The sequence below is a fragment of the Streptomyces sp. NPDC003016 genome, from assembly GCF_053591455.1.
Genome location: NZ_JBSFTV010000030.1, coordinates 69,703 through 94,905, shown reverse-complemented (window position 1 = coordinate 94,905; position 25,203 = coordinate 69,703). Strand labels below are relative to the sequence as shown.

General features: G+C 72.5%; 25 protein-coding genes and 1 pseudogene. 13 read left to right on the top strand and 13 right to left on the bottom strand.

The window, feature by feature from the left end:
* Positions 1–7: 7 nt before the first annotated feature.
* The 3 genes from otsB to ACWDZ4_RS24785 form a co-directional block, all read right to left on the bottom strand.
* Positions 8–877 carry a trehalose-phosphatase gene (otsB, locus tag ACWDZ4_RS24795; protein WP_451510581.1) on the bottom strand — a complete coding sequence of 290 codons (870 nt, stop codon included), beginning with the start codon at positions 875–877 and terminating at the stop codon, positions 8–10.
* 64 nt (positions 878–941) lie between these two features.
* The gene (locus ACWDZ4_RS24790) at positions 942–1,211 is read right to left on the bottom strand and encodes a DUF3263 domain-containing protein (protein ID WP_451510580.1); all 270 of its coding nucleotides are present in this window, start codon (positions 1,209–1,211) and stop codon (positions 942–944) included.
* Positions 1,212–1,281: 70 nt separating this feature from the next.
* Positions 1,282–2,499: an ABC transporter substrate-binding protein gene (locus ACWDZ4_RS24785; protein ID WP_451510579.1), complete on the bottom strand. Its 1,218-nt coding sequence runs from the start codon at positions 2,497–2,499 to the stop codon at positions 1,282–1,284.
* A gap of 248 nt (positions 2,500–2,747) precedes the next feature.
* Here ACWDZ4_RS24785 and ACWDZ4_RS24780 point away from each other — a divergent pair, with 248 nt between their 5' ends.
* From ACWDZ4_RS24780 to ACWDZ4_RS24765, 4 genes are all read left to right on the top strand, one after another.
* Positions 2,748–3,707, top strand: coding sequence for an ROK family protein (locus ACWDZ4_RS24780; protein WP_451510578.1), 960 nt, complete (start codon positions 2,748–2,750; stop codon positions 3,705–3,707).
* Entirely contained in the window at positions 3,707–4,852 is a 1,146-nt protein-coding gene (nagA, locus tag ACWDZ4_RS24775) for an N-acetylglucosamine-6-phosphate deacetylase (RefSeq protein WP_451510577.1), read from the top strand. The genes ACWDZ4_RS24780 and nagA overlap by 1 nt, the downstream gene beginning before the upstream one ends.
* A 163-nt stretch (positions 4,853–5,015) precedes the next feature.
* The gene (locus tag ACWDZ4_RS24770; RefSeq protein ID WP_451510590.1) at positions 5,016–5,942 is read left to right on the top strand and encodes a 1-phosphofructokinase family hexose kinase; all 927 of its coding nucleotides are present in this window, start codon (positions 5,016–5,018) and stop codon (positions 5,940–5,942) included.
* 57 nt (positions 5,943–5,999) lie between these two features.
* Entirely contained in the window at positions 6,000–6,851 is an 852-nt protein-coding gene (locus ACWDZ4_RS24765; protein ID WP_451510576.1) for a class II fructose-bisphosphate aldolase, read from the top strand.
* Positions 6,852–6,869: 18 nt separating this feature from the next.
* Here the strand turns inward: ACWDZ4_RS24765 and ACWDZ4_RS24760 are convergent, their stop codons facing one another.
* Together ACWDZ4_RS24760 and cdgB are read right to left on the bottom strand one after the other, a co-directional pair.
* Entirely contained in the window at positions 6,870–7,889 is a 1,020-nt protein-coding gene (locus tag ACWDZ4_RS24760) for a carbohydrate-binding protein (protein ID WP_451510575.1), read from the bottom strand.
* Positions 7,890–7,999: 110 nt separating this feature from the next.
* Positions 8,000–9,667 carry a diguanylate cyclase CdgB gene (gene cdgB / locus ACWDZ4_RS24755; RefSeq protein WP_451510574.1) on the bottom strand — a complete coding sequence of 556 codons (1,668 nt, stop codon included), beginning with the start codon at positions 9,665–9,667 and terminating at the stop codon, positions 8,000–8,002.
* A 319-nt stretch (positions 9,668–9,986) separates the two neighbouring features.
* On the opposite strand from cdgB, the gene ACWDZ4_RS24750 reads away from it, so the two are divergent.
* Positions 9,987–10,487, top strand: a complete 501-nt coding sequence (locus ACWDZ4_RS24750; RefSeq protein WP_451510573.1) for a flavin reductase family protein — start codon at positions 9,987–9,989, stop codon at positions 10,485–10,487.
* Between the two features lie 106 nt (positions 10,488–10,593).
* Here ACWDZ4_RS24750 and arfB read toward each other — a convergent pair whose 3' ends face one another.
* A complete protein-coding gene (arfB, locus tag ACWDZ4_RS24745) occupies positions 10,594–11,019 on the bottom strand; it encodes an alternative ribosome rescue aminoacyl-tRNA hydrolase ArfB (protein ID WP_093800286.1) in 426 nt (141 codons plus the stop codon).
* 170 nt (positions 11,020–11,189) lie between these two features.
* On the opposite strand from arfB, the gene ACWDZ4_RS24740 reads away from it, so the two are divergent.
* Positions 11,190–11,765: a TerD family protein gene (locus tag ACWDZ4_RS24740; RefSeq protein ID WP_451510572.1), complete on the top strand. Its 576-nt coding sequence runs from the start codon at positions 11,190–11,192 to the stop codon at positions 11,763–11,765.
* Positions 11,766–11,916: 151 nt separating this feature from the next.
* On the opposite strand, the gene ACWDZ4_RS24735 is transcribed toward ACWDZ4_RS24740, so the two are convergent.
* Positions 11,917–13,491, bottom strand: coding sequence for a M1 family metallopeptidase (locus ACWDZ4_RS24735; RefSeq protein WP_451510571.1), 1,575 nt, complete (start codon positions 13,489–13,491; stop codon positions 11,917–11,919).
* Positions 13,492–13,632: 141 nt separating this feature from the next.
* Entirely contained in the window at positions 13,633–14,190 is a 558-nt protein-coding gene (locus tag ACWDZ4_RS24730) for a GlcG/HbpS family heme-binding protein (RefSeq protein ID WP_451510570.1), read from the bottom strand.
* Positions 14,191–14,414: 224 nt separating this feature from the next.
* On the opposite strand from ACWDZ4_RS24730, the gene ACWDZ4_RS24725 reads away from it, so the two are divergent.
* The 3 genes from ACWDZ4_RS24725 to ACWDZ4_RS24715 all read left to right on the top strand — a co-directional run bounded on the left by ACWDZ4_RS24725 (position 14,415) and on the right by ACWDZ4_RS24715 (position 17,193).
* Positions 14,415–15,650 carry a sensor histidine kinase gene (locus ACWDZ4_RS24725; RefSeq protein ID WP_451510569.1) on the top strand — a complete coding sequence of 412 codons (1,236 nt, stop codon included), beginning with the start codon at positions 14,415–14,417 and terminating at the stop codon, positions 15,648–15,650.
* Positions 15,651–15,664: 14 nt separating this feature from the next.
* Positions 15,665–16,315 carry a response regulator gene (locus ACWDZ4_RS24720; RefSeq protein ID WP_451510568.1) on the top strand — a complete coding sequence of 217 codons (651 nt, stop codon included), beginning with the start codon at positions 15,665–15,667 and terminating at the stop codon, positions 16,313–16,315.
* A gap of 374 nt (positions 16,316–16,689) precedes the next feature.
* Entirely contained in the window at positions 16,690–17,193 is a 504-nt protein-coding gene (locus tag ACWDZ4_RS24715) for a hypothetical protein (RefSeq protein WP_451510567.1), read from the top strand.
* 29 nt (positions 17,194–17,222) lie between these two features.
* Here the strand turns inward: ACWDZ4_RS24715 and ACWDZ4_RS24710 are convergent, their stop codons facing one another.
* Positions 17,223–17,912, bottom strand: coding sequence for a pentapeptide repeat-containing protein (locus tag ACWDZ4_RS24710; RefSeq protein WP_451510566.1), 690 nt, complete (start codon positions 17,910–17,912; stop codon positions 17,223–17,225).
* Positions 17,913–18,118: 206 nt separating this feature from the next.
* On the opposite strand from ACWDZ4_RS24710, the pseudogene ACWDZ4_RS24705 reads away from it, so the two are divergent.
* A pseudogene (locus ACWDZ4_RS24705) lies at positions 18,119–18,379 on the top strand (NAD(P)-binding protein); the annotation flags it as partial.
* Positions 18,380–18,409: 30 nt separating this feature from the next.
* On the opposite strand, the gene ACWDZ4_RS24700 reads toward ACWDZ4_RS24705, so the two are convergent.
* Positions 18,410–19,279: an alpha/beta fold hydrolase gene (locus ACWDZ4_RS24700; RefSeq protein ID WP_451510565.1), complete on the bottom strand. Its 870-nt coding sequence runs from the start codon at positions 19,277–19,279 to the stop codon at positions 18,410–18,412.
* 109 nt (positions 19,280–19,388) lie between these two features.
* Between ACWDZ4_RS24700 and ACWDZ4_RS24695 the strand changes: the two genes are divergently transcribed.
* The gene (locus tag ACWDZ4_RS24695) at positions 19,389–19,964 is read left to right on the top strand and encodes a TetR/AcrR family transcriptional regulator (RefSeq protein WP_451510564.1); all 576 of its coding nucleotides are present in this window, start codon (positions 19,389–19,391) and stop codon (positions 19,962–19,964) included.
* Between the two features lie 20 nt (positions 19,965–19,984).
* Complete coding sequence (locus ACWDZ4_RS24690) at positions 19,985–20,632, top strand: phage terminase small subunit (RefSeq protein ID WP_451510563.1); 648 nt, start codon at positions 19,985–19,987, stop codon at positions 20,630–20,632.
* On the opposite strand, the gene ACWDZ4_RS24685 is transcribed toward ACWDZ4_RS24690, so the two are convergent.
* Together ACWDZ4_RS24685 and ACWDZ4_RS24680 are read right to left on the bottom strand one after the other, a co-directional pair.
* Positions 20,542–21,018 (bottom strand): N-acetyltransferase family protein, encoded by a 477-nt coding sequence (locus ACWDZ4_RS24685; RefSeq protein WP_451510562.1) that lies wholly within the window; start codon positions 21,016–21,018, stop codon positions 20,542–20,544. The genes ACWDZ4_RS24690 and ACWDZ4_RS24685 overlap by 91 nt on opposite strands.
* A complete protein-coding gene (locus tag ACWDZ4_RS24680; protein ID WP_451510561.1) occupies positions 21,015–21,929 on the bottom strand; it encodes an aminoglycoside phosphotransferase family protein in 915 nt (304 codons plus the stop codon). The genes ACWDZ4_RS24685 and ACWDZ4_RS24680 overlap by 4 nt, the downstream gene beginning before the upstream one ends.
* A 162-nt stretch (positions 21,930–22,091) precedes the next feature.
* Here ACWDZ4_RS24680 and ACWDZ4_RS24675 point away from each other — a divergent pair, with 162 nt between their 5' ends.
* The gene (locus ACWDZ4_RS24675; protein ID WP_451510560.1) at positions 22,092–23,483 is read left to right on the top strand and encodes an NAD(P)/FAD-dependent oxidoreductase; all 1,392 of its coding nucleotides are present in this window, start codon (positions 22,092–22,094) and stop codon (positions 23,481–23,483) included.
* 99 nt (positions 23,484–23,582) lie between these two features.
* Here ACWDZ4_RS24675 and ACWDZ4_RS24670 read toward each other — a convergent pair whose 3' ends face one another.
* Positions 23,583–25,025 (bottom strand): FG-GAP repeat protein, encoded by a 1,443-nt coding sequence (locus ACWDZ4_RS24670; RefSeq protein WP_451510559.1) that lies wholly within the window; start codon positions 25,023–25,025, stop codon positions 23,583–23,585.
* Between the last annotated feature and the right edge of the window lie 178 nt (positions 25,026–25,203).

Genomic DNA, 25,203 nt, shown 5'->3' with positions numbered 1-25,203 from the left:
GCGGCGATCAAGCCCCTCCGGCGATCGAGGACAGGGCGGTGAGCAGCCGGACCACTCCCGACGGGCCCTCGACCACCAGGTCCGCCCGGTCCGCGAGGGCGGGGACCTCGTTGCCGCTGCACACCAGCAGGCCAGGGACGCCCTCCGTGCGCAGCTTCTCCACGGCCGCGTACGCGGCCACGTCACCCAGGTCGTCCCCGGCGTACAGGACACAGCCCGCGCCGGTTTCGCGCACGTGCTCGGTCAGTGCCACGCCCTTGTCGATGCCGGGCGGGCGCAGCTCCAGCACCAGCCGGCCGGGTTCGACGATCAGGCCGTGGCGGGCCGCGAGCTCGGCCAGGGGGACCCGCAGGGACTCGAACGCCGTCACCGGGTCGGCGGCGCGGCGCGTGTGTACGGCGACGGCCCGGCCCTTCTCCTCGACCCACGCGCCGCGCCAGGCTTCGACGCCGTCGAGGAAGCCGGGGAGCTCGGCGCGGGCGGCCTCCACGCCGGGGTGGGCGTCGGGGGCGCTGACGGTTCCGGTGCCGGCGTCCCAGCGTTCGGCGCCGTAATGGCCGAGTACGACGAGGTGTTCGAGGCCCGGGACCCCCGCGAAGCCGCCGTTGCGGACCGCGACGGCGGCCGGGCGGCCGGTGATCACGGCGAGGGCGCCGACGTGGGGCGCGAGGGCGGCGAGCGCCTCCGCCGCGCCGGGGTGGGCGCGGGCCTGCTCGGGGTCGGGGACGATGTCGGCGAGCGTGCCGTCGAAGTCGAGGGCGATCAGCGTCCGGCCCGGCGCGTCCAGCAGCGCGGCGAGGCCGTCGCGGCCGGCGGGGGTCGCCGGCGTGAGGTCGGTCGGCAGGGGATGCGGTTGCGGTTGCGGTTGGCTGCCCATGCCCCCCGACCCTACCGGCGCACGCCGGGCCGGGCACCGGCGGTGCCGGACCCCCGGCGCCGGGTCAGCGGCGTTCGCGGCGGGCGTCCCGCACCCGGCGGAGGCGGTTGACGGTGACGGGGTCGTGGGCGAGCGCGCGCGCGTCGTCGAGCAGGGCGTTGAGGAGCTGGTAGTAGCGGGTCGGCGAGATGCCGAGCTGCTCGCGCATCGCCCGTTCCTTGGCTCCGGGCCCGGCCCAGGAGCGCCGCTCCACGGCGAGGAGGGCACGGTCCCGCTCGGAGAGCTCGGGGCCGTGCGCGTCCTCTTCGTCCTCTTCGTCGGAGTCGTAAGGCATATGAGCAGTCTAGAACGGCTCGAAAACGCCCCACTCGGCGTTACCCCGTGCTACTCGGCGTTACCTCGTGCTACTCGGCGTTCTCCGTCGCCATCGCCTCACGGCCGATGGAGCCGAGGGTCCCGGCCGGATCGCCGTCGGGGCCGACCACGGACCCGATCTGCTTCTTGATGCTCTCGCTGACCTTCGCCCACGACGTCTTGTCCACCGGGTAGAGCGTCGATTCCGGCAGCGCTTCGAGGAAGGGCCACAGCTTCTTGTGCTCGGCGTCGTCGCTCATCGCCTCGGAGGCGGAGACGGTGACCGGCAGCAGGTCGTACTGGTCGGCGAATTCCAGGACGTTGTCGTCGCTGTACGCGAAGTCGAGGAAGGCACCGATCTGCTTGCCGTGGCCGTTCTGCTTGAAGCCCATCATCCAGTCGGCGACGCCCATGCTGGACTCCGGCTTGCCGTCCGGTCCGGGCAGCGGCACCATCCCGACCTTGACGTCCTTCTTCTCGGCCTGCTGGAGGAGGGAGGGGTGGCCGTTGAGCATGCCGACCTCACCGTCCGCGAACGCGGTGAAGGCGGACTTCCTGTTGAGCTTGGCCGGGGCGACGGGCCCGGTCAGCCCCTTCCCGACCAGGTCGTCCTTCAGCCATTCGAAGGCCTTGACGTTCGGCTCGGAGTCGATCTGGTACGTCCCGACCGCGTCGGTGTAACCGCCACCGGCGCTGAGCATCCACATCATGGTCTCGGCCTGGGCCTCCTCGTTGCCGAGCGGCAGCGCGAACGGGTACTTCACGCCGCGCTGCTCGAGCGCGGCGGCCGCGCTCTCGATCTCGCCCCACGTCCTGGGGGCCTTCAGGCCGGCCCGGGTGAAGAGCGTCTCGTTGTAGAAGAGCAGGCGGGTGCTGGCCACGAACGGCAGGCCGTACGGTACGCGGTTGACCTCGCCCGCGTCGGCGAGCGGGGCGAGGAAGTTGGCCTGCACGGGGATGGAGAGCAGGTCGTCGACGGAGTAGAGCTGGTCCTTGGCCGCGTAGTCGGCGTACGCACCGATCTGGGCGATGTCGGGGGCCTTGCCGGCCGCGACCATCTCGGCGACCTTGCGGTCGACGTCCTTCCAGTCGTAGACCGTGACGTCGATCTTGACGCCCTGGTTCTTGGCCTCGAAAGCGGTGGCGACGCCGTCCCAGTACCGCTTGGTGCTGTCGCCGCCTTCGGGGTCGTAGTCCGCCGCGACGAGCTTGAGGGTGACCTCACCCTCGGAGCCGCTGCTTCCGCACCCCGACAGAGCCACTGTCATGCCGAGTGCGGCGACTGTCGCGGTCAAACCCAAGAAGCGCCGGTGCACAGCCCTGTCCCACCCTGATTCATCAATTTGTTGTCCGACATGCGTGCGAGCTGCGATTTTCTCCTATTCCGCGCCAGGAGGTCTACACCACCCGGATATCGCTTCTGCAACACCTGCGTGAAGGGCGGGCGGCAGGGCGGACGGGAGAACAGGCGCAAGTGGACTAGACCTTTCCCCGGTTGACGCGCGAGACTGTGTCCGTGAAACACGTCATCGCCCTCGATGTGGGCGGCACCGGGATGAAGGCCGCACTGGTCGGCGCGGACGGCACGCTGCTGCACGAGGCCCGCCGGGCCACCGGCAGGGAGCGGGGGCCCGAGGCCGTCGTCGAGTCGATCACCGGCTTCGCCGCCGAGCTGCGCGCGTACGGCGAGGAGCGGTACGGCGAGAGCGCCTCGGCCGCCGGCGTGGCCGTGCCCGGCATCGTCGACGCCGAGAACGGGATCGCGGTGTACGCCGCCAACCTGGGCTGGCGCGACGTGCCCCTGCGCGCACTCCTCGGCGAGAAGCTGCGCGGGGTGCCGGTCGCCCTCGGTCACGACGTACGCACCGGCGGCCTCGCCGAAGGGCGCATCGGGGCGGGCCGGGACGCGGACCGCTTCCTGTTCGTACCGCTCGGCACCGGGATCGCCGGCGCCATCGGCATCAACGGCGTCATCGAGGCCGGAGCACACGGCTGCGCCGGCGAGATCGGCCACATCGTCGTACGCCCCGGCGGCATCCTGTGCGGCTGCGGCCAGCGCGGCTGCCTGGAGCGCTTCGCCTCCGCCTCCGCCGTGTCCGCCGCCTGGGCCGCCGCCTCCGGCGACCCGGACGCCGACGCCGCGGACTGCGCGAAGGCCGTCGAGTCGGGCGATCCGCGGGCCCGGGAGGTGTGGCGCGAAGCCGTCGGCGCGCTCGCCGACGGGCTGGTCACCGCGCTCACCCTCCTGGACCCCGGCACGCTGATCATCGGTGGCGGACTGGCCGAGGCCGGGGAAACCTTGTTCACACCACTGCGGGCGGCCGTCGCGGAACGCGTCACGTTCCAGAAGCTGCCCCCGATCGTTCCGGCGGCCCTCGGGGACACCGCCGGATGCCTGGGCGCGGGGCTCCTCGCCTGGGACCTTCTCGCCACGGAAGCCCCAGCAACCACAGAAGCCACGGAGGTATCCGCCTGATGGCCGGACGCGCTGCAACCAAGGTTCTCTCCGGCGCCCGGGTGGTGCTGCCGACCGGGACCGTCGAGAACGGCCGGGTCATCGTCGAGGGCGGCCGCATCGCCGGCTCCGCCCCGGCGGACACCCCCTCCCTGGACCTCTCCGGCCACTGGATCGTGCCCGGCTTCGTCGACATGCACGTGCACGGCGGCGGCGGCGCGTCCTTCACCTCCGGCACCGCCGAGGAGGTGCTCAAGGGCGTACGGACGCACCGCGAGCACGGCACGACGACCATCGCCGCGTCGCTGGTGACCGGCGAGACGGACGTACTCGCCCGGCAGGCCGCGCTGCTCTCCGAGCTGGTCGAGCAGGGCGACCTGGCCGGCCTCCACTTCGAGGGCCCGTTCATCTCACCGTGCCGCAAGGGCGCGCACAGCGAGGACCTGCTGCGCGACCCCGATCCGGCGGAGGTCCGCAAGCTGGTCGACGCCGCGCACGGCACGGCGAAGATGGTCACGCTGGCGACCGAGCTGCCCGGCGGCATCGACTCGGTGCGGCTGCTCGCCGAGCACGGCGTGATCGCCGCGATCGGCCACACGGACGCGACGTACGAGCAGACCGCCGAGGCCATCGACGCGGGCGCCACCGTCGCCACGCACCTCTACAACGCGATGCCCGCCCTCGGCCACCGCACGCCCGGCCCGATCGCCGCGCTCCTGGAGGACGAGCGGGTCACGGTCGAGCTGATCAACGACGGCACCCACCTGCACCCGGCCGCGCTGGAGCTGGCGTACCACCGGGCGGGCGCCGGCCGGGTAGCGTTCATCACCGACGCGATGGACGCGGCGGGCTTCGGCGACGGCACGTACCTGCTCGGCCCGCTGGAGGTCGAGGTCAGGAACGGCGTCGCGCGCCTCGCCGAAGGCGGCTCGATCGCCGGCTCCACGCTCACCCTCGACACCGCCTTCAAGCGGGCGGTGACCGTCGACCGGCTGCCGGTCGAGGACGTCGTACGGTCGATCTCCGCCAACCCCGCCCGCCTGCTGGGCGTCGACGACAGGGTCGGCTCGCTGGAGCCGGGCAAGGACGCGGACCTGGTGGTGCTGGACGCGGACTTCACGCTCAAGGGTGTGATGCGCAAGGGCGTCTGGCTGAGGGAGCCGTAAGGCCCCAGCCGTCCCAACTGGGGTGATTTCTGCACCAGTTGATATCAAAGCGACATGCGGCGGTTGGCCCCGGGCCCTGGGCCAACCGCTTTCTTTTTGGCATGATCGCCCCGGCACCACGCACACGGCAGGCGTTTTCCACAGGGCACGGGGGGTGACGCGGGTGATCCTGACGGTCACGCTGAACACCGCGCTCGACCTCACCTACCGCGTCCCGGCCCTCACCCCGCACGCCTCCCACCGCGTGAGCGACGTCGCCGAACGCCCCGGCGGCAAGGGGATCAACGTGGCGCGCGTACTGGCGGCCCTCGGCCACGACACCGTCGTGACGGGCTTCGCCGGCGGCTCCTCCGGCGCCGTACTGCGCGACCTGCTCGCGCCCCTCGCCCCCGTCGACGCGCTCGTCCCCGTCACCGGCGCCACCCGCCGCACCGTCGCCGTCGTCGACGCCGCCACCGGCGACACGACCCAGCTCAACGAGCCGGGCCCGGTGATCACCCCCCAGGAGTGGGCCGCCTTCCTCTCCTCGTACGGCCGGCTCCTGCGCGGCGCCCGGGCGGTGGCCCTCTGCGGCAGCCTGCCCCCCGGCGTCCCCGTCGGCGCGTACGCCGAGCTGATCCGCCGCGCCCGCACCGCCGGCGTCCCCGTACTCCTGGACACCAGCGGCGAACCGCTGCGCCGGGGCATCGCCGCCCGCCCCGACCTCGCCAAGCCCAACGCCGACGAACTCGCCCAGCTCACCGGCTCCCGCGACCCCCTGCGCGCCGTCCACGACGCCCGTCGCCGGGGCGCCTGCGCCGTGGTCGCCTCGCTCGGCCCGGACGGCCTGCTGGCCGCCGCCCCCGGCGGCCTGTGGCGGGCGGCCCCGCCCGCCCGGGTGAAGGGCAACCCGACGGGCGCGGGCGACTCGGCGGTGGCCGGGCTGCTCTCGGGCCTGGTCGAGCAACTCCCCTGGCCTCAGCGGCTCGCCCGGGCGGTGGCGCTGTCGGCGGCGACCGTACTGGCCCCGGCGGCGGGCGAGTTCGACGTGGTGGCGTACGAGGACCTGCTGCCGAGGATCGACGTCACGACACGCGCCACGGCGGCGTGACCGCGCCCGCACACGACACCCGCACACGACGCCCGCACACGAGCAACAGGGGACCGCATGCCACTCGTCAGCACCGGCGAACTCGTCACCGCCGCCCGGGAGTCCGGTCACGGCGTCGCCGCCTTCAACGTCATCACGCTGGAGCACGCGGAGGCGATCGCGGCGGGCGCGGAGCGGGCGGGCGCACCGGCCGTCCTCCAGATCTCCGAGAACGCGGTGAAGTTCCACGGCGGCGACCTCACCGCCGTCGCGGCGGCGGCGACGGCCGTGGCCCGCGCGTCCTCGGCCCCTCTCTCCCTCCACCTCGACCACGTCGAGTCCGTCGGGCTGCTGCGCGCCGCGCACCCGGCGGGCTTCAGCTCGGTGATGTTCGACGCCTCGAAGCTGACGTACGGCGACAACGTGAAGGCCACCGCCGAGGCGGTCCGCTGGGGCCACGCGCGCGGCATCTGGGTCGAGGCGGAGCTCGGCAAGGTCGGCGGCAAGGAGGGCGAGGCCCCGCTCGGCGCCCACGCGCCCGGCGTCCGCACGGACCCGGCGGAGGCGGCGGCCTACGTGGCCGACACGGGCGTGGACGCCCTGGCCGTCGCCGTCGGCTCGTCGCACGCGATGACGGACCGCACGGCGGCCCTGGACCACGCACTGATCGCCGCCCTGCGCGCCGCCGTGCCGGTGCCGCTGGTCCTGCACGGCTCGTCGGGCGTACCGGACGGGGAGATCCGCCGGGCGGTCGCGGCCGGCATGGTCAAGATCAACGTGGGCACGGCGCTGAACACGGCCTTCACGGGCGCGGTACGCACCTACCTGGACGCGCACCGCACGACGGTCGACCCCAGGAAGTACCTCGTCCCGGCTCGCGAGGCGATGACCGGGACGGTGGCGCACTTCCTGGGGCTGATGCGCCCGTAGAGCGCTGGAACACGCAGGTCACTTGATGTGGCCGGCCTTGAGCTCCAGCCGGTCGAGGTTGGCCTCGCACTGGTCGCCGTCGCCGCAGGAGATCACGAAGGTGTTCTCGCCCTCGGTGAGGTTGACCCAGGCGAAGGTGTTGGTCCAGCCCTTGTCCCAGGCGCCTTCCTCGGCGTGCGCGAAGTTCTCCATGTTGAGGCCGCCGCCGTGCGGCTTGCCGTTGACCGTCAGCGAGGTCTTGGCGTCCTTGCCGGGCACGCCGTAGTCGACCGACAGCGTGTACGCCCCGGCCTTCGGCACCTTCACCTTCCAGGTCGCCGAGGCACCCGGGGCGTTCAGCGGGACGTACGCGCCGCTCGACGACCTCGCGCCGGGAATCGTCTTGTCCGTGGAGATCCCGGGGGAGAGCTTGAGGAGCGCCGCGTCCTGCTTCGGCAGCGCGGCCGCCGGCTTCCCGTCCTTCTTGGCCGGTTCCCTGCTCGGCTCGGCCGTCGCGCCGGCCGTCGAGCCGCCCACCCCGCCGGCCTGCGGGTTCTTGTCTTCCTTGCCGCCCCTGGTGATCAGGGCGATGCCGATGCCGAGGACGACGACGGCGACCACCGCCACCGCGCCGATCAGCAGGCCCTTGGTGTTGGGTCCGCCACTGCGGCCGCCGCCACCGCGGCCGCCGCCACCGCCGCCCACCGGCGGCACCGGGCGGGTGGGGGCACCGCCGGGCTGCGTCTCGGGGGCCGCGTAGTGGGCGTTGGGCTGGCTGTAGTTCTGCTGGCCGTACGCCTGCTGCGGGGGCACCTGCTGGCCGTACTGCTGCTGCGGGGGCACCTGCTGGCCGTACTGCTGCTGCCCGTACTGCCGCTGGCCGACCGTTCCCACCTGGTGGTACGAGGTTCTGGGCACCCCGGGCTGCGCGGCCGGGCCCGGGTAGCCGTAGCCGCCCGAGCGGGGCGAGACGGCGCCCGCCGCCTGTCCGTCCTCGTAGAGGTAGCCGAACGGATCGTCGTCCTCAGGCGTGCTCGTGCCGTTGTTCGCGGCCGTCATCCCTGGTCACTCCTCACCATGTTCGCCAGCCGTCGCCGACCCGGCGAGCCTACCTCGAACCGGCAAGCCGAAGGTTTGGCGTGGGTCACAGTGCGGTAGTAGGGCGTCCTTCAGCCCGCTCGCCTGTGAACCTTGGCGCGGGAGCGCTTCTCCACGTACATCCGCTGGTCAGCCGACTGCAACACTTCCTCGGCCGTCATCCCGCAGCTCGCCCAGCCGATGCCGAAGCTGGCCCCGACGCGGACCGCCCTGCCGTCGATGCGGATGGGCGGAATGATGGCGTTTCGCAAGCGTACGGCGAGGTCGGCGGCGTCCGCGCTGCCGAGACCGTCGGCGAGAACGACGAATTCGTCACCCCCGAGGCGGGCGACCGTATCGCCGTCGCGCACGCACGTCGTCAGGCGGCGGGCGACCTCGATCAGGACGGCGTCACCGGTGTGGTGCCCGAACCGGTCGTTGATCGACTTGAAGCCGTCGAGGTCGCAGAAGAGGACGGCGAGGCCCTTCGTGCCGTCGTCGGGGCCACCGGAGTCCGAGGTGGGCGCGACCATGTGGACGTGGTGGTCGTAGGAGCCCGCGTCCGTGTGCGGGTTGTAGTCGAAGTCGTGCTCGGGCACGGCCGTCCCCCGGGCGGCCGGTTCGCCGTACGCCGCGTCCAGGGCCTCCACGGCCGTGGCGCGCGCGGAGTGCGCGTGCGGGCGGCGGCACAGCCGGGAGGCGAGGCGGGTGCGCAGCTCGGCGCTGTTGGGCAGGCCGGTGAGCTGGTCGTGCGAGGCGCGGTGGGCGAGGTGCAGCTCGTGGCGCTTGCGCTCCTCGATGTCCTCGACGTGGGTGAGGAGGAAGCGCGGTCCGTCGGTGGTGTCGGCGACGACGGAGTTGCGGAGCGACACCCAGACGTACGTGCCGTCGCGCCGGGCCAGCCGCAGCTCGGCCCGGCCGCCCTCGGCGGAGGTGCGCAGCAGGGTGCCGATGTCCTCGGGGTGGACGAGGTCGGCGAAGGAGTAGCGGCGCATCGCGGAGGCGGGGCGGCCGAGGAGACGGCACAGGGCGTCGTTGGTGCGCAGCAGGCGGCCGTGCTGGTCGCCGCCCATTTCGGCGATGGCCATGCCGCTCGGGGCGTACTCGAAAGCCTGGCGGAAGGATTCCTCACTGGCGCGCAGGGCCTGCTGCTCGCGCTCCAGGCGGACCAGGGCGCGCTGCATGTTGGCGCGCAGCCGGGCGTTGCTGATCGCGATGGCCGCCTGGGACGCGTACATCTGGAGCGCCTCCTGGCCCCACGCGCCGGGGTGCCTGCCGTTGCGCGGGCGGTCGACGGAGATGACGCCCAGGAGCTCCTGGCCGCCGCCCGAGGCGTACATGGGGGCGTACAGGCGGTCCTGCGGGTGCCATTCGCCGGCGAAGCGGGGCTCGGGGCCGTCGGTGTGCCACTGGGGGACGTCGTCCTCCATCAGGACCCAGCCCTCGGTGTGCGGAATGAAGTGCAGGTCACCCCATGCCTCGCCCATGGAGAGGCGGCGCTCCCAGGAGGCGCGCGAGCCGACGCGGCCGGTGATCAGGGCTTCGGCCGCCGCGTTGCCGGCGAAGGCGGCGATGACCAGGTCGCCGTCGGGCTGGACGAGATTGACGCAGGCCAGCTCATACCCGAGGCCCGTGACGACTCCGTCGGCGACGGCCTGCAAGGTGTCGGCCAGGCTGGTGGCCCGGTTGAGATCGGCGACCACTTGGTGCAGCTGCCGCATCGTCGCCAGGCGGACGTACGGCTCGGACTCGGCCTCCATTGTTCGCTCTCCCCGAGACCTCGACAGCAACTCCAGGATTCCCATAGCCGCACGTGTTGCACTATCACGGCCACTGAATCACAGCGAGCTGCCCACCCGGTACACAGGGTCAGCAAATTGTGGCCTCTGTGACTCAAGTCACGTCAGATGATGAGCGGCACAGGAGGTGTGCGGGCGCTGCCGCGGTCCTAGGACCTCGCACGGTCCCCTCCTGGTCCCTGTGCCCGATGGTGCGGGTGCGGGCCCCGGGCATAGCGTTCCCTGTGTGTTCCCTACGACCTCCCCCCAGTCCCCCGCCCCGATCCCCCATTCTGAGGGGGTGAGCAACGACGAGTTCCGCGCCGCGATGTCCCGGTTCACCGCGGGCGTCACCCTGGTGACCGCGCACGATCCGGACAGCGGTGCGCGCGGCGAGGACGCCGGCATGACCGCGACGGCCTTCATGTCGGTGTCGCTGGACCCGCCGCTGGTGCTGGTGAGCGTACGGAACGGCTCCCGCATGGACGACCTGCTGGCCGAGCAGCCGCTGTGGGCGGTCTCCCTGCTCTCGGAGAGCCAGCGGCACATCGCGGGACGGTTCGCGATGAAGGGCCGTCTCAGCGACCGCCTGCTGTTCGAGGACGTCGCCCATACGCGCGGCGCGGTGTCCGGGGCGCCGCTGATCGACGGCGCGCTGGCGGTGGTGGAGTGCGGGACCGAGCAGCGGGTGGAGGCGGGGGACCACACGCTGGTGATCGGCCGGGTGCTCGCGGTGGGCCTGCCGAACGCGGAGGGCGCCCCGCTCACGTACTTCAGGGGCCGCTACCGGCACCTGGCCTGACCGGCCGGACCTGGGGTCCGGACCTGGTTCCGGGTCCGGACCTGGCTCCGGGCCTGGTTCCGGCTCCGGCTCCGGCTCCGGCTCCGGCTCCGGCTCCGGGGCGGGCCTAGTCCCAGCCGCCGGCGCGGCCGCGCTTCGTCTCGCCGCGCGCCTTCTTGTTGCGCAGCCGGCGCTCGTTGATGCCCCGGGGGATCTTCTTCGCCCTGCGCGGTTTGGGCGGCGGGGCCGTCGCCTCGGCGAGCAGGGCGGCCATGCGGACCAGCGCGGTCTCGCGGTTGCGCCACTGGGATCGGTGCTCGGACGACCGTACGGAGACGACGCCGCCCACCAGCCGGGGAGCGAGCCGCTCCAGCGCCCGCTCCTTCCAGACCGGGGGCAGCGCTTCGGTCTTCGCCAGGTCGAAGCGGAGCTCCACCTGGGAGTCGGTGGTGTTGACGTGCTGTCCGCCGGGCCCTGAGGACCTGGAGAAACGCCACATGAGCTCTGCCTCCGGCAGGGAGACAGCACCGCGAATGACATGAGGCCCGGACATGCGTCCAATGATCCCGTGTCCACAGGCATCGCGTCACCCGCTTTCCCCTTCCCCCTTTCCCCGCGGACGTGGAACCTTGCGGCCACCTGCCCGCGTTAGGACGGGTGACGGTAGCTTCGGACCCCACGGGTCCGACCGGCCCGCACGACTTCAAGGAAGAGGACATCCCGATGGCTGTAAGTCTGTCCAAGGGCGGCAACGTCTCGCTCACCAAGGAGGCCCCCGGCCTGACCGCCGTCACGGTCGGCCTCGGCTGGGACGTCCGTACGACCACCGGTACCGACTTCGACCTCGACGCGTCCGCGATCGCGGTCAACCCGACCGGCAAGGTCTACTCCGACGGCCACTTCGTCTTCTTCAACAACAAGTCGACGCCGGACCAGACCATCGTCCACACCGGCGACAACCGCAGTGGCGAGGGCGCGGGCGACGACGAGGCGATCAACGTCAACCTGGCGGGCCTGCCGGCCGACGTCGACAAGATCGTCTTCCCGGTCTCGATCTACGACGCCGTGACCCGCAGCCAGAACTTCGGCCAGGTGCGCAACGCGTACATCCGCATCGTCAACCAGGCCGGCGGCGCCGAGATCGCCCGCTACGACCTGAGCGAGGACGCCGCCACCGAGACCGCGATGGTCTTCGGCGAGCTCTACCGCAACGGCGCGGAGTGGAAGTTCCGCGCGGTCGGCCAGGGCTACGCGTCCGGCCTCACGGGCATCGCCTCGGACTTCGGCGTCAGCGTCTGACACCTGGCGCGCGCACGCCTGTCGAGCAGGGTCCCGGCCACGACGGCCGGGGCCCTGCCGCGTTGTTGCGCAGTAACGCAGTAACACAGCCACGCGGTCGAGAGGCGGGTTCGGTCCGCGCTCCGCCCCCGGGGGGCGGGGCACCCTCCGGTCACCGGGCGGACCGGGGAGGGCCCGGAGCGGTGGGGGCGGCGGGTTTCTCCCGGCCGTGGAGCCAGGTTTCCCAGAGGTCCTTCAGGTCCTTGCCGGACTTCTTCTCGACGTACGCCGTGAAGTCGTCCGTGGACGCGTTGCCGTGGCGGTGGGCGGCGGTCCAGCCCCGCACGATGTCGAAGAAGGCGTCGTCGCCCACCGCCTCACGGACCTTGTGGATCACCATCGCGCCGCGCCCGTAGACGGGCGCCCGCGAGATCTCGGCCGCGGTGGGCGGATCGGCGGGCGGGAAGGCCCAGTTGTCCGGGTCGGCGAAGGCCACGGCGAAGCTGTCGTCCGCGGGGATGTCCTCGAAGTCCTCGTCCCACAGCCACTCCGCGTACGTCGCGAAGCCCTCGTTGAGCCACATGTCCTGCCAGGTCCTGGGCGTCACGGAGTTGCCGAACCACTGGTGGGCCAGCTCGTGGACGAGCAGTCCCTGGTCGGGCACGCCGGGGAAGACCGGTTTGGTCTGGGTCTCCAGGGCGTATCCCGCGTCGTTCCCGCGCTCGACGATCGCACCCGTGGAGGAGAAGGGGTACGGGCCGAAATTCCCGGCGGCCCACTCCATGACGTCGGGGACCGTGGCCAGGATCTCGGTGCTGCCCTCGGCGACGGCCGGGTCGACGGCGGTGTGGACGGGCAGGCCGGAGGGGGTGCGCGAAGTCTTCGTCTCGTACGCGCCGATGGCGACGGTGGCGAGGTAACTGGCCATCGGCTCGCCGTTGTGCCAGGCGAAGGTGGTGCGGCCGCCCCGGGTGCGCGCGCTCTTCAACTCGCCGTTCGATATGGCCTTCAGGCCCTCGGGAACGGTGACCGTGATGTCGTACGACGCCTTGTCGCTGGGGTGGTTGTTGCCGGGGAACCACGCCATCGACCCGGACGGCTGGCCGAGCGCGAGTGCGCCGTCCACGGTGGTCAGCCAGCCCTCCCGCGAACTGTCGGCGTCGGTGATCGTGGCCGGGGTGCCGGAGTAGCGGACGACCGTGGTGAAGGTCCGGCCCTTCGCGAGCCCGGCGGCGGGGCGCAGCGTCAGCTCGTCGCCCGCACGGCTGACGGCGGCCTCGGCCCCTCCGACGGTGGCGGAACGGACCTCCAGGCCGTGGAGGTCGAGGCTGAAGGTGCTGAGGTCCTGGGTGGCGCGGGCGGTGATCTCGGCGATGCCCGTGAGGCGGCCCGCGGGCCCTCCGTGGTCCGCGCGGCCGGCACGGTCCGCGGTGCCGGCACGGCCTGCGCCGCCCGTTCTTTCCGTGCTGCCCGTGCTGCCCGTGCTGCCCGTGCTGCCCGTGCTTTCCGTACGGTCGCCGCCGGGCTCGGGGTCGTAGTCGAGGGTCAGGGTGTAGTGCTCGACGTCGTAGCCGCCGTTGCCGAGCCCGGGGAAGTACGGGTCGCGTACGCCCGACGCGCCCGGTTCGCCGCGGGCGCCGTCGCCGAGCCCGCCGAGCCCGCCGGCTCCGGCGCCGGTGCACGAGGTGAGCGCGAGCAGGGTGGCGACGGCGGGGGCTGCGCGTCGTACACGAGACCATTGATCCACAGAGAGGATCATATGCGCGGAATGCCCCGCTCACCCGGCCAGACGGGCGTCTCCCGCACAGCCGGACGCGGCACGGGCATGGCACGGACGCGGCACGGGCATGGCACAGATGCTGCACGGGCACGGCGCGGTGTCAGGGCGTTACTTGCCCAGCGCCGCGACGCCCGCCTGCGCGAACTTCTCGTCCAGGTCGCCGCTCGGCGCGCCGGCCACCCCGATGCCCGCGATCGGGGCGCCCTTGACCTGGACCGGGGCGCCGCCCGCGAGGAAGAGGGTGCCGGGGATGTCCTTCAGGTTGGGGGCCTGGGCGAGGCGCTTGGCCAGCTCGGAGGTGGGCGCGTTCCAGGAGACGGCCGTGTACGCCTTGCGCTCGGCGGACTCGTACGACTGCGGTCCGGCGCCGTCGCCGCGCAGCGTCACGACGGTGTTGCCGTTGCGGTCGACGACGGCGACGGTGATGCGCTGGTTCTCCTCCTCGGCGGCGTCCAGGGTGGCCTGCGCGGCCTGGGTGGCGGCGGCGACGGTCAGGTGGGTGGACTGCTGGAGGTTCTTGTTCGCGGCGTCGGCCTTGACCGCGACGGCCGGCGGGGCGGCGGGCTCGGTGGCGTTGGCGGACATCGCGCCGAAGGTGCCGGCGCTGAGGGCGGCGGCGGCGACGGCACCGGTCAGGACACGGGTGCGCAGCGAAAGCTTCTTCATGGTGTGGCTCCTGGGGCTGGGAAGGTTCCGAGTGGGGTCCGGTGGCGCCCCGCTTCGGCTCTGTTGTCGATCCTCCGGCCGCTTCCGGGCCCGTACCGTCGGTGTACCGGCTGCATACCGCGTGCGGGACGGCCGACCCGTCCGTCAGCCGATCGGTTGATGCGGGTCTGGTCCCACCGGGTCACCATGGGGACACGTACGCGCAGGTCAGCGAGGAGCGAACGGTGCACCAGGACCAGGAGCGGAAGACCGATCCACCGCGGCGGGAACGGCCCGAGCAGCCGGACCCCGACGCCCGCTGGCTCGCCCCCGTGATGCACGCCGCGTTCTTCCTGCTGCTGGGCGCCTCGCTCACCCGCTTCCTGCTGCGACACCCCGGTGAGGCCCGCACCCCCTGGATCATCGCGCTGAGCATCACGCTGGCGCTGCTGTACGTACTGGGCCCGGTCCTGGGCCCCGCCGCCCCCGGCGCGGCCCGCCCCGCGCCCCGCCGGCTGGTCTGGCTGGGCGGGGTCGTCACCGTCTGGATGGTGCTGGTGGTGCTGGCCCCGAGCTTCGCGTGGTGCGCGGTGCCGCTCTTCTACACCGGGCTGCGTACGCTCCCCTCCCGCGCCGCACTCCTCCTGGTCGGCCTGCTCACCGCCTTCGTGGTCGCCGCGCAGCTCCAGCTGGCGCACGGCGGCTTCGACCCCAACCTGGTGCTGGCGCCGCCCGCGGTGGCGGCGGTCGCGACCGCCGTCTTCCTCTGCATGCAGCGGCAGGCGGCCCGGCAGCGGGCGCTGATCGACGACCTGATCCGCACCCGCCGCGAACTGGCCGCGACCGAGCGGCGCGAGGGCACGCTCGCCGAGCGCCAGCGCCTCTCCATGGAGATCCACGACACGCTCGCGCAGGGCCTGTCCAGCCAGCAGATGCTGCTCCAGGCGGCGGACCGGCAGTGGGACGCCGACCCGGCGACGGCCCGCCGTCACGTCCGTACGGCCGAGTCCATCGCGGAGCGCAACCTGGCCGAGGCCCGCCGCTTCGTCCACGACCTGGCCCCGGCCGACCTGGCGGAGGGCGGCAGCCTGGAGGAGGCACTGCGCATGCTCGCCGCGCGGGAGTCGGCGGCGTTCCGGGTGGACGGGGCGCCGAACGGCGGCCTGCCGGACCGGGTGCAGTCGGCACTGCTGCGGATCGCGCAGGGCGCGCTGGCGAACGTACGCGAACACGCGAACGCGCGGGCGGCCGCGGTGACCCTGACCTACCTGGGCGACCAGGTGGTGCTGGACGTCGCCGACGACGGCACGGGCTTCGCACAGACCCCGGCCGCCTCCCCCTCCCCTGCTGGTGTGCGCGGCCACGGTCTGCCCGCGATGCGTGCCCGCGTACGCCAGCTCGGTGGCACCCTGACGATCGAGTCGGTCCCCGGCGAGGGCACCGTGCTCTCCGCCGCGATCCCCCTGGAGCCCCCGTCATGAACCCGGCGCGTCCGATGAGTCCCGCACGTTCCGTAAGCCCCGCCCGTCCCGTACGCATCCTGCTCTGCGACGACCACCTGGTCGTACGCGCCGGACTGCTCGCCCTGCTGGGCAGCGAACCCGACATCGAGGTCGTCGGGGAGGCGGGCAGCGGTGAGGAAGCGGTGGCGATGGCCGCCAAGCTGACCCCGGACGTGGTCCTGATGGACCTCCAGCTGGGCACGGGCATCGACGGCGTGGAGGCCACCCGGCGCATCGCTCCGACCGGGGTCCACGTCCTGGTCCTCACGACGTACGACACGGACGCGGACATCACGCGGGCGATCGAGGCGGGCTCGACGGGCTACCTGCTCAAGGCCGAGCGCCCGGAGGAGCTCTTCACCGCGATCCGCTCGGCCGCCCAGGGCCGCACGACGCTCTCCCCGCCGGTCGCCAGCCGCGTCATGGACCGCATGCGCGGTGCGGCCCGCCCGGCCCTGACGGAACGGGAGACGGACATCCTCGGCCAGCTGGCACACGGCCTGGGCAACCGGGAGATCGCCCGCGCGCTGTTCATCAGCGAGGCGACGGTGAAGACCCACCTGGGCCGCATCTACGCGAAACTCGGCGTGGACACGAGGTCGGGCGCGGTGGCGGTGGCGAAGGAACAGCGCCTGCTGCCGTAACGCCGGCAACAGGCAGCCGGCAGATGGCAGTGGGTATTCGGCAGTGGGCAGTCGGCAGTCGGCAGGCAGGTCTCGCGGGGCCGGAACTCGCCGGTGTCGAGGCCGGAACCGAGGGGCTCGGGCAGCGGGACGGTCTCCGACAGCTTGTACGCGATCGAGCTCATCACCGTTGAGCCCGGTTTCACACCACGCGCGCGCTCCGGTACGGGCAGTGCCACGGCGGACCTCTTCCGCGCAGAGCGACACTCCCGGAGTAGGCGCCCTCACCCAGCCGGAACCTGGAACCGTTCACCCGAACGCGCGAGCGGTGACGTTTTCGCGGGCCAGAACCGGCCGGGGCGAGCCCGTCCGGCAGACGTGACACCATCGACCACGTGCTCGACATCGGCTACTCCCTCTCCCGGCGCTTCCCGGACCCCCCGCAGACCGACTACCGGCGCGCCGGCGTCCACGACCTGCGGCACGACCTCTTCTGCGGGGACGTCTATCTCGCCGACACCACGTCGGACCGGGAGGTGTCCACAGCCTGGGGATGGGTTCCCGTGCTCGACTTCGCGTGGGCCCTGTGCGACATCGTCGAGCAGCTCGACCGGGACCCGCGTGGCAGCCGCGCCTCGCAGCCGCAGTTCGCCGAGCTGGACTTCACCGAGTCGACGGACCGGATGCTCTTCGAGCGCCGCTTCGGCTGGGTCGACATCGCCGCCGACTGGATGCCGGTCGAGGAGCCCCCGATCACCTTCAGTCACCGGCTGCTGCGCCGCGAGGCCCGCGACTTCCTGCACGACCTGATCGCGGACCTCACCGACCTGCACGACGGCCTCGCCGACAACCCGGTGGTGTGGGACCTCCAGGCCCGCTTCCCCCGTGTCTCCCCCTGACCCGCGCCCCCTTGCTCCCTCCTCCCCTCCTACTCCCCGGGGCTCTCCACCCGCACCCCGATCTGCGCCGCGAACGCCGGGGCCAGTTCGAACAGTTGCGACGGACTGATCACCGACCCCGCCAGCCGGTCCACGCCCCGCGCGATGTCCAGCTCCGCGACCGTACGCAGATCCACACCGACCATCGTGGCCGAGCTGAAGTCCGCCCGCCGCACCACACAGTCGCGGAACTCCACCCGCTCCAGGCGGGCCCCGCCGAAGTCCGGCTCGACCAGCACACAGCCCTCGAACACGACGTCCTTCAGGCGCGCCCTGCGCAGATTCAGGTAGTCGATCTTCCCGCCCCGCACCAGCACCCGTTCCAGGGACGCCGCGTGCAGCTGGACCCCGCCGAGCCGGGCGTCGGTCACCTCCACATCGCGCAGTGACGCCTCCGCCAGGTCGGTGCCCACCCCCCGCACCCCGTCCAGCACCGAGTCGATGATGCGCGCCCGGCTCAGCCCCGTCCCGTCGAGCGCGACACCGTACAGACCGCAGTCCATGAAGCGGGCCCCGCGCCCCTCCTGGCCGCCCAGGTCGAGGTCCCGGAACTCGAACCCGTCGTAGTCCCCCTCGGGCTCCAGCCCATCGGGCCCGAACGGCGCGAGCGGCGGCAGCCGCACCTCGGGGCGCCGTACGGGACGTACCACTGCCTGCGTCTGCTTCGCGTTCCGTGCCATCCGCCCATGCTGTACCACCCCACTGACAACTCACCCGGCGATACCCGGTGCTCCCGGCGGCTCCCGGTGATCCCCGGTGCCCCCCGGCCCCGATGTCGCATCCGCGCCCCCGCCGTCCGTCCTCACCCGTGAGACCCGTACGACCCGTGAGACCCGTACGACCCGTGAGAGCGACCAACGACGGCACAGGAAAGGGGAACAGGAAAATGCTCCGCATCACTGTCCCCGGCAGCGGCGTGGCCGGCCTCACCGCAACCGTCACCACGGCCGAACCGGGCGCCAAGGTGACCCTGCGCGAGGCCCACCCCACGCTCGGCGGCCGGCCCGCACCGCCGAGGGCCCGTACAGGGCCGACGAGGGCCCGCACGCCCTCTGCAACGGCGGGCCCCTCTGGGCCCTGGCTCAAGCAGCGCGGCCTGCTCGGCCCGCGTACCGGGCGCCCGGGTCCGCGAGCCCGGTCGCGGCGGAAGCCGCCACGGCGGGCACGTGCGTCCTCTTCATCGCACGTCCCGCAGGAAGTCCCGCGCCAGAGCCGCGATTTCCCCGCCGTGCGTCTCCAGCGCGAAGTGCCCGGCGTCGAGCAGATGGATCCGCGCGTCGGGCAGGTCCCGGGCGAACGCCTCCGCGCCCGCCACCCCGAAGATCTCGTCGCCCCGCCCCCACACGACGAGCGCCGGCGGCCGGTGGATGCGGAAGTACTCCTGGAAGGCCGGGTAACCGTCGAGGTTGAACCGGTAGTCCCAGAAGAGCTGGAGCTGGATCTCCTTGTTCCCCGGCCGGTCGAGTCCGGCCTGGTCCAGCGTCCAGGTCTCGGGGCCGATCCGGTCGAGCCGGTCCGCCGGCACCCCGTGCTCGTACTGCCATCTGGTCGCCCCGGCGGTCAGCAGCTCGCGTACGGCGGGCTCGTGCGTCGCGCGGTCCTGGGCGTGCGCGAACAGCACGTCCCAGAAGGGCGTGAAGCCCTCCCGGTAGGCGTTGCCGCTCTGGCTGATCAGCGCGGTCACGCGCCCCGGATCGCGACTGGCGATGCGCAGCCCGATCGGGGCGCCGTAGTCGTGGAGGTACAGCGCGAACCTCTCCACCCCCAGCCTGTCGAGCAGCGCCAGCGTGACCTGGGTCAACTTCTCGAAGCTGTACGTGAATTCACCGGCGTCCGGGGCGGCGGAGCGCCCGAAGCCGATGTGGTCGGGGGCGATCAGGTGGAACTCGTCGGCGAGTTCGGCGATCAGCCCCCGGTACATGTGCGAGCTGGACGGAAAGCCGTGCAGCAGGACGAGCGTGGGGCGGGACGGGTCGCCCGCCTCGCGGTAGAAGACGTCCAGTCCGTCGATGTCGACGGTGTGGTGGCGCGTACCGAACACGGACACAGCTACTCCCGGGCAGCGTGAGACGGACGAATCGACGGAGAACGATCGTTCTCTCGATGCCGTGTAGAGTAGGAGAACGATGGTTCTCCACGCAAGAGGTGATCGAGGAATGGACGCCGGAACCGCCGAGGCCCGCCTGCTGGACGCGGCCGAGACCCTCTTCGACGAACGCGGCGTACAGGCCGTCGGGATGGACGCCATCCGTTCCGCGTCCGGCGTGTCGCTCAAGCGCCTCTACCAGCTCTTCCCCTCCAAGGACGACCTCCTCGAAGCGGTACTGCGCCGCCGCGACGAAACCGTCCGCAGCGGAATCGAGCGGGCCAGCGCCGCGCACGAGAGCCCTCGCGAGCGCGTCCTCGCCGTCTTCGACCACCTGGAGGAGTGGTTCGGCCGGGACACGTTCCGCGGCTGCTCCTTCATCAACACCTTCGGCGAGCTGGGCGGCGTGTCCCAGGGCGTCACCGACATCGCCCGCGCCAACAAGCGCTCGCTCCAGGACCACTTCGCCGAACTCGTCGCAGCCGCCGGCACGCCTCCCGGGCCCGCGGACCGGCTCGCCGCCCAGCTCGCCGTCCTGGCCAACGGCGCGATGGCCACGGCAGGCATCACCGGCTCCCAGGACCCGGCCCGCCACGCCCGCGACGCGGCGAAGACCCTCCTCGACGCGGCGAACGTACGCTCCTGAAGCGGCGTTCGGCCACGTGCGTGACGGCTCCGCGTGGCCGGTGGCGGCGGCCTGGTGAAACACCCCGCCGTGCCGCCTGGCGGAGAGCCGCCCGACGGCACTGTGGACCCTGCGTCCATCGCCCAGCCCAGGAGGTGACCAGCCACGCCCGGACCTGCGCCCAAGCGGTCCGACCAGCACCGAAGGCGCGACACCGACGGCCCCGCGACCGTGAAGGCGGAGGCGGACAAGGTCCCGGCCGCCCCCGCGCGTCCGGCGACCGGCACCCCATCGCCAAGCGCTGGTTCCAGTCGCTGAAGGACTTCGGCCAGTCCCGGTTCCACGCATCGCCGGACCGGCTGACGGCCGTGTACGCGGCGGAGGCCACGTCCCGGAACCTGGCGTCCACCGCGTTCTCCACCCAGCTCTTCCAGCCGGCCATGTCCGCGATGGCAGACCCTGACCGCGCAGAGGGCCCGGCGCCGGTCCCCCGTGGAGGCGGATGGCCGGGGCCGTCGCGGATTGCCGCATACGCCGACGCCCGCCCTGGGATGCCCCGGACGGGCGTTCACGGTCGGCGGGGTCACCCCGGTGACGCCTACGCGCCCGTCCCCAGCCTATGGAGAGCGTCGTCCGTCAGACGGTTCACGGTCCACTCGTCCATGGACACCGCCCCGAGCGACTTGTAGAACTCGCGGGCCGGCGAATTCCAGTCCAGGACCGACCACTCCAGCCGCTCGTACCCCCGCTCGACGCAGATCCGCGCCAACGACGCCAGCAGCGCCTTGCCGTACCCGCCGCCGCGCTGCGAGGGCCGCACGTACAGGTCCTCCAGGTAGATCCCGTGCACCCCGCGCCAGGTGGAAAAATTCAGGAACCACAGCGCGAAGCCGACGACCTCCCCCTCCGCCGTCTCCGCGATGTGCGCGTACGCGGCGGGCCGCTCCCCGAAAAGCGCCTCGCGCAGCTGCTCCTCGCTCGCACGCACCTCGTGCAGCGCCTTCTCGTACTCCGCGAGCTCGCGGATCATCTCGTGAACAGCCGGAACATCAGCGGGCGTCGCGTTTCGAATCATGCCCGCAGCGTAAGCAGTGCCCGCGCGACAGCCACCAGCTCCCCCGGCAGCCCGCCCTCTCCCTCCTCCTCGTCCTCCAACTCCCAGAGACCGTTCTGCAGTACGCGCCCGAGCGTCCACGCCCGCGCCCGCCCCCGGTCCAGCCCCAGCACCTCCGTCATCAGATCGAAGCGCGACAGCACCTGCTCCGCCTCGAAACGGTTCACCAGCGCGGGCAGCAGCTCGAACCCCGGATCACCGGCCAGCGGCTTCGGATCGATCACCACCCACGGCTCACCGCGCCCGGACCCCGCCAGCGGCGCCAGCACGTTGTCGTAGTGCAGATCCCAGTGCAGCAACTGCCCGCCCGGCTCCCCCGCGACCTCCCGCACCGCCCCCGCGCACCGTTCGAGAAGCCGCCGCTCCGCCGGATCGGCCGCCCCCCGCACCCGTCGCGGTACGTCGTCGAGCATCGCCCCCGCGAGGTCCCCGAGGCGGCGTACGCCCTCGGGCGCCGCCACCGCGTTCAACCGCGCCAGCAGCTCCGCGACCACCCGCGCCGCCGCCATGGTGTCCGCCACCACCGACAGGTGCCGCCTCTCGTCCAGCCGCTCCAGCAGCATCGCGCCGCTGTGCGCGTCGTGCTCCAGCAGCCGTACGACACCGTTCCCGTCCCACGCCCGCAGCGCGGCGGCCTCGCCCGCGCTCTCCTCGTCCAGCAGCTGGAGCTTGAGGGCGGCCGGCGTCCCGTCGGCCCGTTCCACCGGCAGTACGAGCGAGACCGCACCGTGCATCGACGGCCCGGTGAGCCGGAGCCGCCACCGCTCCAGATACGCCGCGGCCTCCCCGGGCAGCGCGGCGATCCACTTCCGCCCCGCCTCGCCGTTGAACTCCACCTGAGTCTCGACCAGAGCTTCCGGAATCCCGATCACGCCCGGATCCTACGACCGCTCACTCCACCGCACGCCACACCGCACACCACACCGCACACCCCACCGCGCACCCCGCCATTGCCGCACCCCGCCCCCGCCCGCTAGCGTCCGCGCCACCACCACTGAGCAGCAGCGAGAAACGAACGCAGGGGCAACAGGATCATGAGCACCGTCAACGGCGGCATCTCCTACTGGTACGCGAACGAGGGCATACCCGCCCCCCGTGAGCCCCTGCCCGGCGACACGACGGCCGACGTCTGCATCGTCGGCGGCGGCTACACCGGCCTCTGGACGGCGTACTACCTCAAAAAAGCCGTCCCCTTCCTCGCCATCACCGTCCTGGAAGGCAAGTTCTGCGGCTACGGTGCCTCCGGCCGCAACGGCGGCTGGCTCTACAACGGCATCGCCGGCCGCGACCGCTACGCCGAGCTCCACGGCCACGACGCGGCCGTCCGCCTCCAGCAGGCCATGAACGACACCGTCACCGAGGTCATCAGCACCGCCGCCGCCGAGAACATCGACGCCGACATCCACCACGGCGGCGTACTCGAAGTCGCCTATACCCCCGCCCAACTGGCCCGCCTCAAGCGCTTCCACGCCACCGAGATCTCCTTCGGCGAGAAAGAACGCACCCTCCACGGAGCCCGCGAGACCGCCGGCCGGATCCGGGTGACCGGAGCCGTCGGCTCCACCTGGACCCCGCACGGCGCCCGCCTGCACCCGGTCAAACTCCTCAAGGGCCTGGCCACCGCCGTCGAATCCCTCGGCGTCACCATCCACGAGTCCACACCGGTCACGGAGATCAAGCCGAAGCACGCCGTCACCCCCTACGGCACGGTCCGCGCCCCGTACATCCTGCGCTGCACCGAAGGCTTCACGGCCGGCCTCAAGGGCCAGCGCCGCACCTGGCTCCCCATGAACTCCTCGATGATCGTCACCGACCCCCTCCCCGCCTCCACCTGGGAAACGATCGGCTGGGACGGCCGCGAGACCCTCGGCGACATGGCCCACGCCTACATGTACGCCCAGCGCACCGCCGACGACCGCATCGCGCTCGGCGGCCGGGGCGTCCCCTACCGCTACGGCTCCCGCACCGACAACGACGGCCGCACCCAGCCCGCCACCGTCGAGGCGCTGCGCGAGATCCTGATCCGCTTCTTCCCCACCACCGCGGGCGTCCCCATCGCCCACGCCTGGTCGGGCGTACTCGGCGTGCCCCGCGACTGGTGCTCGACCGTCACCCTGGACCGCTCCACCGGTATCGGCTGGGCCGGCGGTTACGTGGGCAGCGGCGTGGCCACGACGAACCTCGCCGCCCGCACCCTGCGCGACCTGATCCAGCAGGACTCGGGCCAGGGCGGCCCCACCGACCTCACCACGCTCCCCTGGGTGAACCACAAGGTCCGCAAATGGGAGCCCGAGCCCTTCCGCTGGCTCGGAGTCCAGGGCATGTACGCCGCCTACCGCACCGCGGACCGCCGCGAGGCGTCCGGCCGTACGACGGAGACGGACCCCCTCGCAAGAGCGGCCGACCGCATCGCGGGCCGCCACTGAACCACCGCCGCCCGGGCAGGAAAACGCCCCGGACCTCCAGGTCCGGGGCGTTTTCCCCGCGGCTCGCCGAACCGCCCGGCCGAGGGGAGTGATACGGGGTCAGTTGGTGAGGTGGGCGCCGAACGCGCCGTACTGCGCGGGCATCCCGAGGGCGGAGGGCCCGAAGCTCTTCGCGCCGGTCGTCGAGACGCCCGCGGTGGTGGAACGCAGGGTCCAGACGGCGCCGGCGCCCTCGTTCTCGAAACCGGCGGTGACGGCCAGGTCGGCGCGGCCGTCCCTGGTCACGTCGGAGAGGTGCACGTCGGAACCGAAGTAGTCCATGTCCTCGGCGGCGCCGGGGACACCGGAGGTGGACTGCGAGAGGTTCTTCGCACCGGTCGTGGAGAGACCCGCGGCGGAACCGCGCATGACGACCACGGAGCCGGTCGCCTCGTCCTCGCCGATGTCCTCGAAGACCACGCCGATGGCCAGTTCGCCGTAACCGTCGCCGTTGGTGTCGGCGATGGAGAGCGAGCCGCCGAAGCCGTCGCGCTCCTCGTCGGCGCCGGGAACGCCGGGGCTGGACTGCGTCAGCCGGGCCATCGGGACGTCCCCGTTGACCGGGCCGCCCTCGGAGCCACGGATGACCACGACCTTGCCGCCGAGGCTGCCGTCGTGGTCGTCGCCCTTCCCGAAGGTGTTGCCGAGGGCGACCTCGCCGTAGCCGTCGCCGTCGATGTCGCCGATGGCGATGGACGTACCGCCGTCCAGCGGGCGGGGAACGGCCGCGTCGACCCCCTTCGCCGCGGACGAGCCGAGGTAGGCCACACCCTTCGACCAGTCCTTGCCCTCGGGCGTGGTGGTGCGGTACGTGATGACGAGGTCGGACCGGTTGTCGGCATTGATCTCGCCCGCCTCGGCGGCGTCTATGCCGTACTTGGCCTTCTGGGGCAGCCCGACCTTCTGAACGGCGCCGGTGGCGCCCGCCTGGGTGAAGCCGCCCTTGATCACGTAAACGAAGGAGCCCGACGCCCCGACCGCCAGGTCCGCCCGGCCGTCGCCGTCGAAGTCACCGGCGGTGAGAACGCGGCCGAATTCGTCGTGCGCGGAGGCCGCCGGGTCCTTGACGGTGGTGCCGCCCTTGAGACCGGTGGCGGAGCCCCACAGGAGGGTGACGCTGCCGCCGTCGCCGTCGGACCCCACGTCCTCACCGGGCGCTCCGGCCGCGAGGTCGGCGTAGCCGTCACCGTTGAAGTCCGCGACGGCCAGTGCCGCGCCGAAGGTGTCCTCGGCCTCGGCGGAGCCCGGCACACCGGTCGAGTTCTGGTGCACGACCGTGCGCTTGGCCGTACTGATGCCGGCCGAAGTGCCGTACACCACCGCCGCGTATCCGGACATGCCCTGGCCGGGGAGGGAGGCGTACGGCGCGGCGAGGGCCAGGTCGCGGTGTCCGTCGCCGTTGAAGTCGCCACTGAGGCCCGAGGGCGCGGCGGCCGCGGAAGGGGCGGCCGCGAGGAGGCCGGCGGCGAGGGCGGTGGTCAGGAACAGGGCATGCGTACGCATGAGACTCCGGATGCCGGTAAATCCGGGCCCGCGCGGTGTGTGCGGGCCCGGAGGGCGTTCGGTTGCTGCGGTGGAGACCGGATCGGCCGGGGAGGTCGCGCGTCTGGGAGCCCCCAGGCCAAAAGGTGCTTTTCCTCCACGGTCGTCCGGAATGAGACACGGAGCCGCGTGGCGGTCG

What these genes read in the sequence shown, in the direction of transcription:
- ACWDZ4_RS24740 (WP_451510572.1), top strand. Translation starts at nt 11,190, where the DNA reads ATGGCTGTAAGTCTGTCCAAGGGCGGCAACGTCTCGCTCACCAAGGAG.
- ACWDZ4_RS24760 (WP_451510575.1), bottom strand. Translation starts at nt 7,889, where the DNA reads ATGACGGCCGCGAACAACGGCACGAGCACGCCTGAGGACGACGATCCG.
- ACWDZ4_RS24765 (WP_451510576.1), top strand. Translation starts at nt 6,000, where the DNA reads ATGCCACTCGTCAGCACCGGCGAACTCGTCACCGCCGCCCGGGAGTCC.
- ACWDZ4_RS24730 (WP_451510570.1), bottom strand. Translation starts at nt 14,190, where the DNA reads ATGAAGAAGCTTTCGCTGCGCACCCGTGTCCTGACCGGTGCCGTCGCC.
- ACWDZ4_RS24670 (WP_451510559.1), bottom strand. Translation starts at nt 25,025, where the DNA reads ATGCGTACGCATGCCCTGTTCCTGACCACCGCCCTCGCCGCCGGCCTC.
- otsB (WP_451510581.1), bottom strand. Translation starts at nt 877, where the DNA reads ATGGGCAGCCAACCGCAACCGCAACCGCATCCCCTGCCGACCGACCTC.
- ACWDZ4_RS24710 (WP_451510566.1), bottom strand. Translation starts at nt 17,912, where the DNA reads ATGGCACGGAACGCGAAGCAGACGCAGGCAGTGGTACGTCCCGTACGG.
- cdgB (WP_451510574.1), bottom strand. Translation starts at nt 9,667, where the DNA reads ATGGAGGCCGAGTCCGAGCCGTACGTCCGCCTGGCGACGATGCGGCAG.
- nagA (WP_451510577.1), top strand. Translation starts at nt 3,707, where the DNA reads ATGGCCGGACGCGCTGCAACCAAGGTTCTCTCCGGCGCCCGGGTGGTG.
- ACWDZ4_RS24785 (WP_451510579.1), bottom strand. Translation starts at nt 2,499, where the DNA reads ATGACAGTGGCTCTGTCGGGGTGCGGAAGCAGCGGCTCCGAGGGTGAG.
- ACWDZ4_RS24790 (WP_451510580.1), bottom strand. Translation starts at nt 1,211, where the DNA reads ATGCCTTACGACTCCGACGAAGAGGACGAAGAGGACGCGCACGGCCCC.
- ACWDZ4_RS24685 (WP_451510562.1), bottom strand. Translation starts at nt 21,018, where the DNA reads ATGATTCGAAACGCGACGCCCGCTGATGTTCCGGCTGTTCACGAGATG.
- ACWDZ4_RS24720 (WP_451510568.1), top strand. Translation starts at nt 15,665, where the DNA reads ATGAGTCCCGCACGTTCCGTAAGCCCCGCCCGTCCCGTACGCATCCTG.
- ACWDZ4_RS24675 (WP_451510560.1), top strand. Translation starts at nt 22,092, where the DNA reads ATGAGCACCGTCAACGGCGGCATCTCCTACTGGTACGCGAACGAGGGC.
- ACWDZ4_RS24695 (WP_451510564.1), top strand. Translation starts at nt 19,389, where the DNA reads ATGGACGCCGGAACCGCCGAGGCCCGCCTGCTGGACGCGGCCGAGACC.
- arfB (WP_093800286.1), bottom strand. Translation starts at nt 11,019, where the DNA reads ATGTCCGGGCCTCATGTCATTCGCGGTGCTGTCTCCCTGCCGGAGGCA.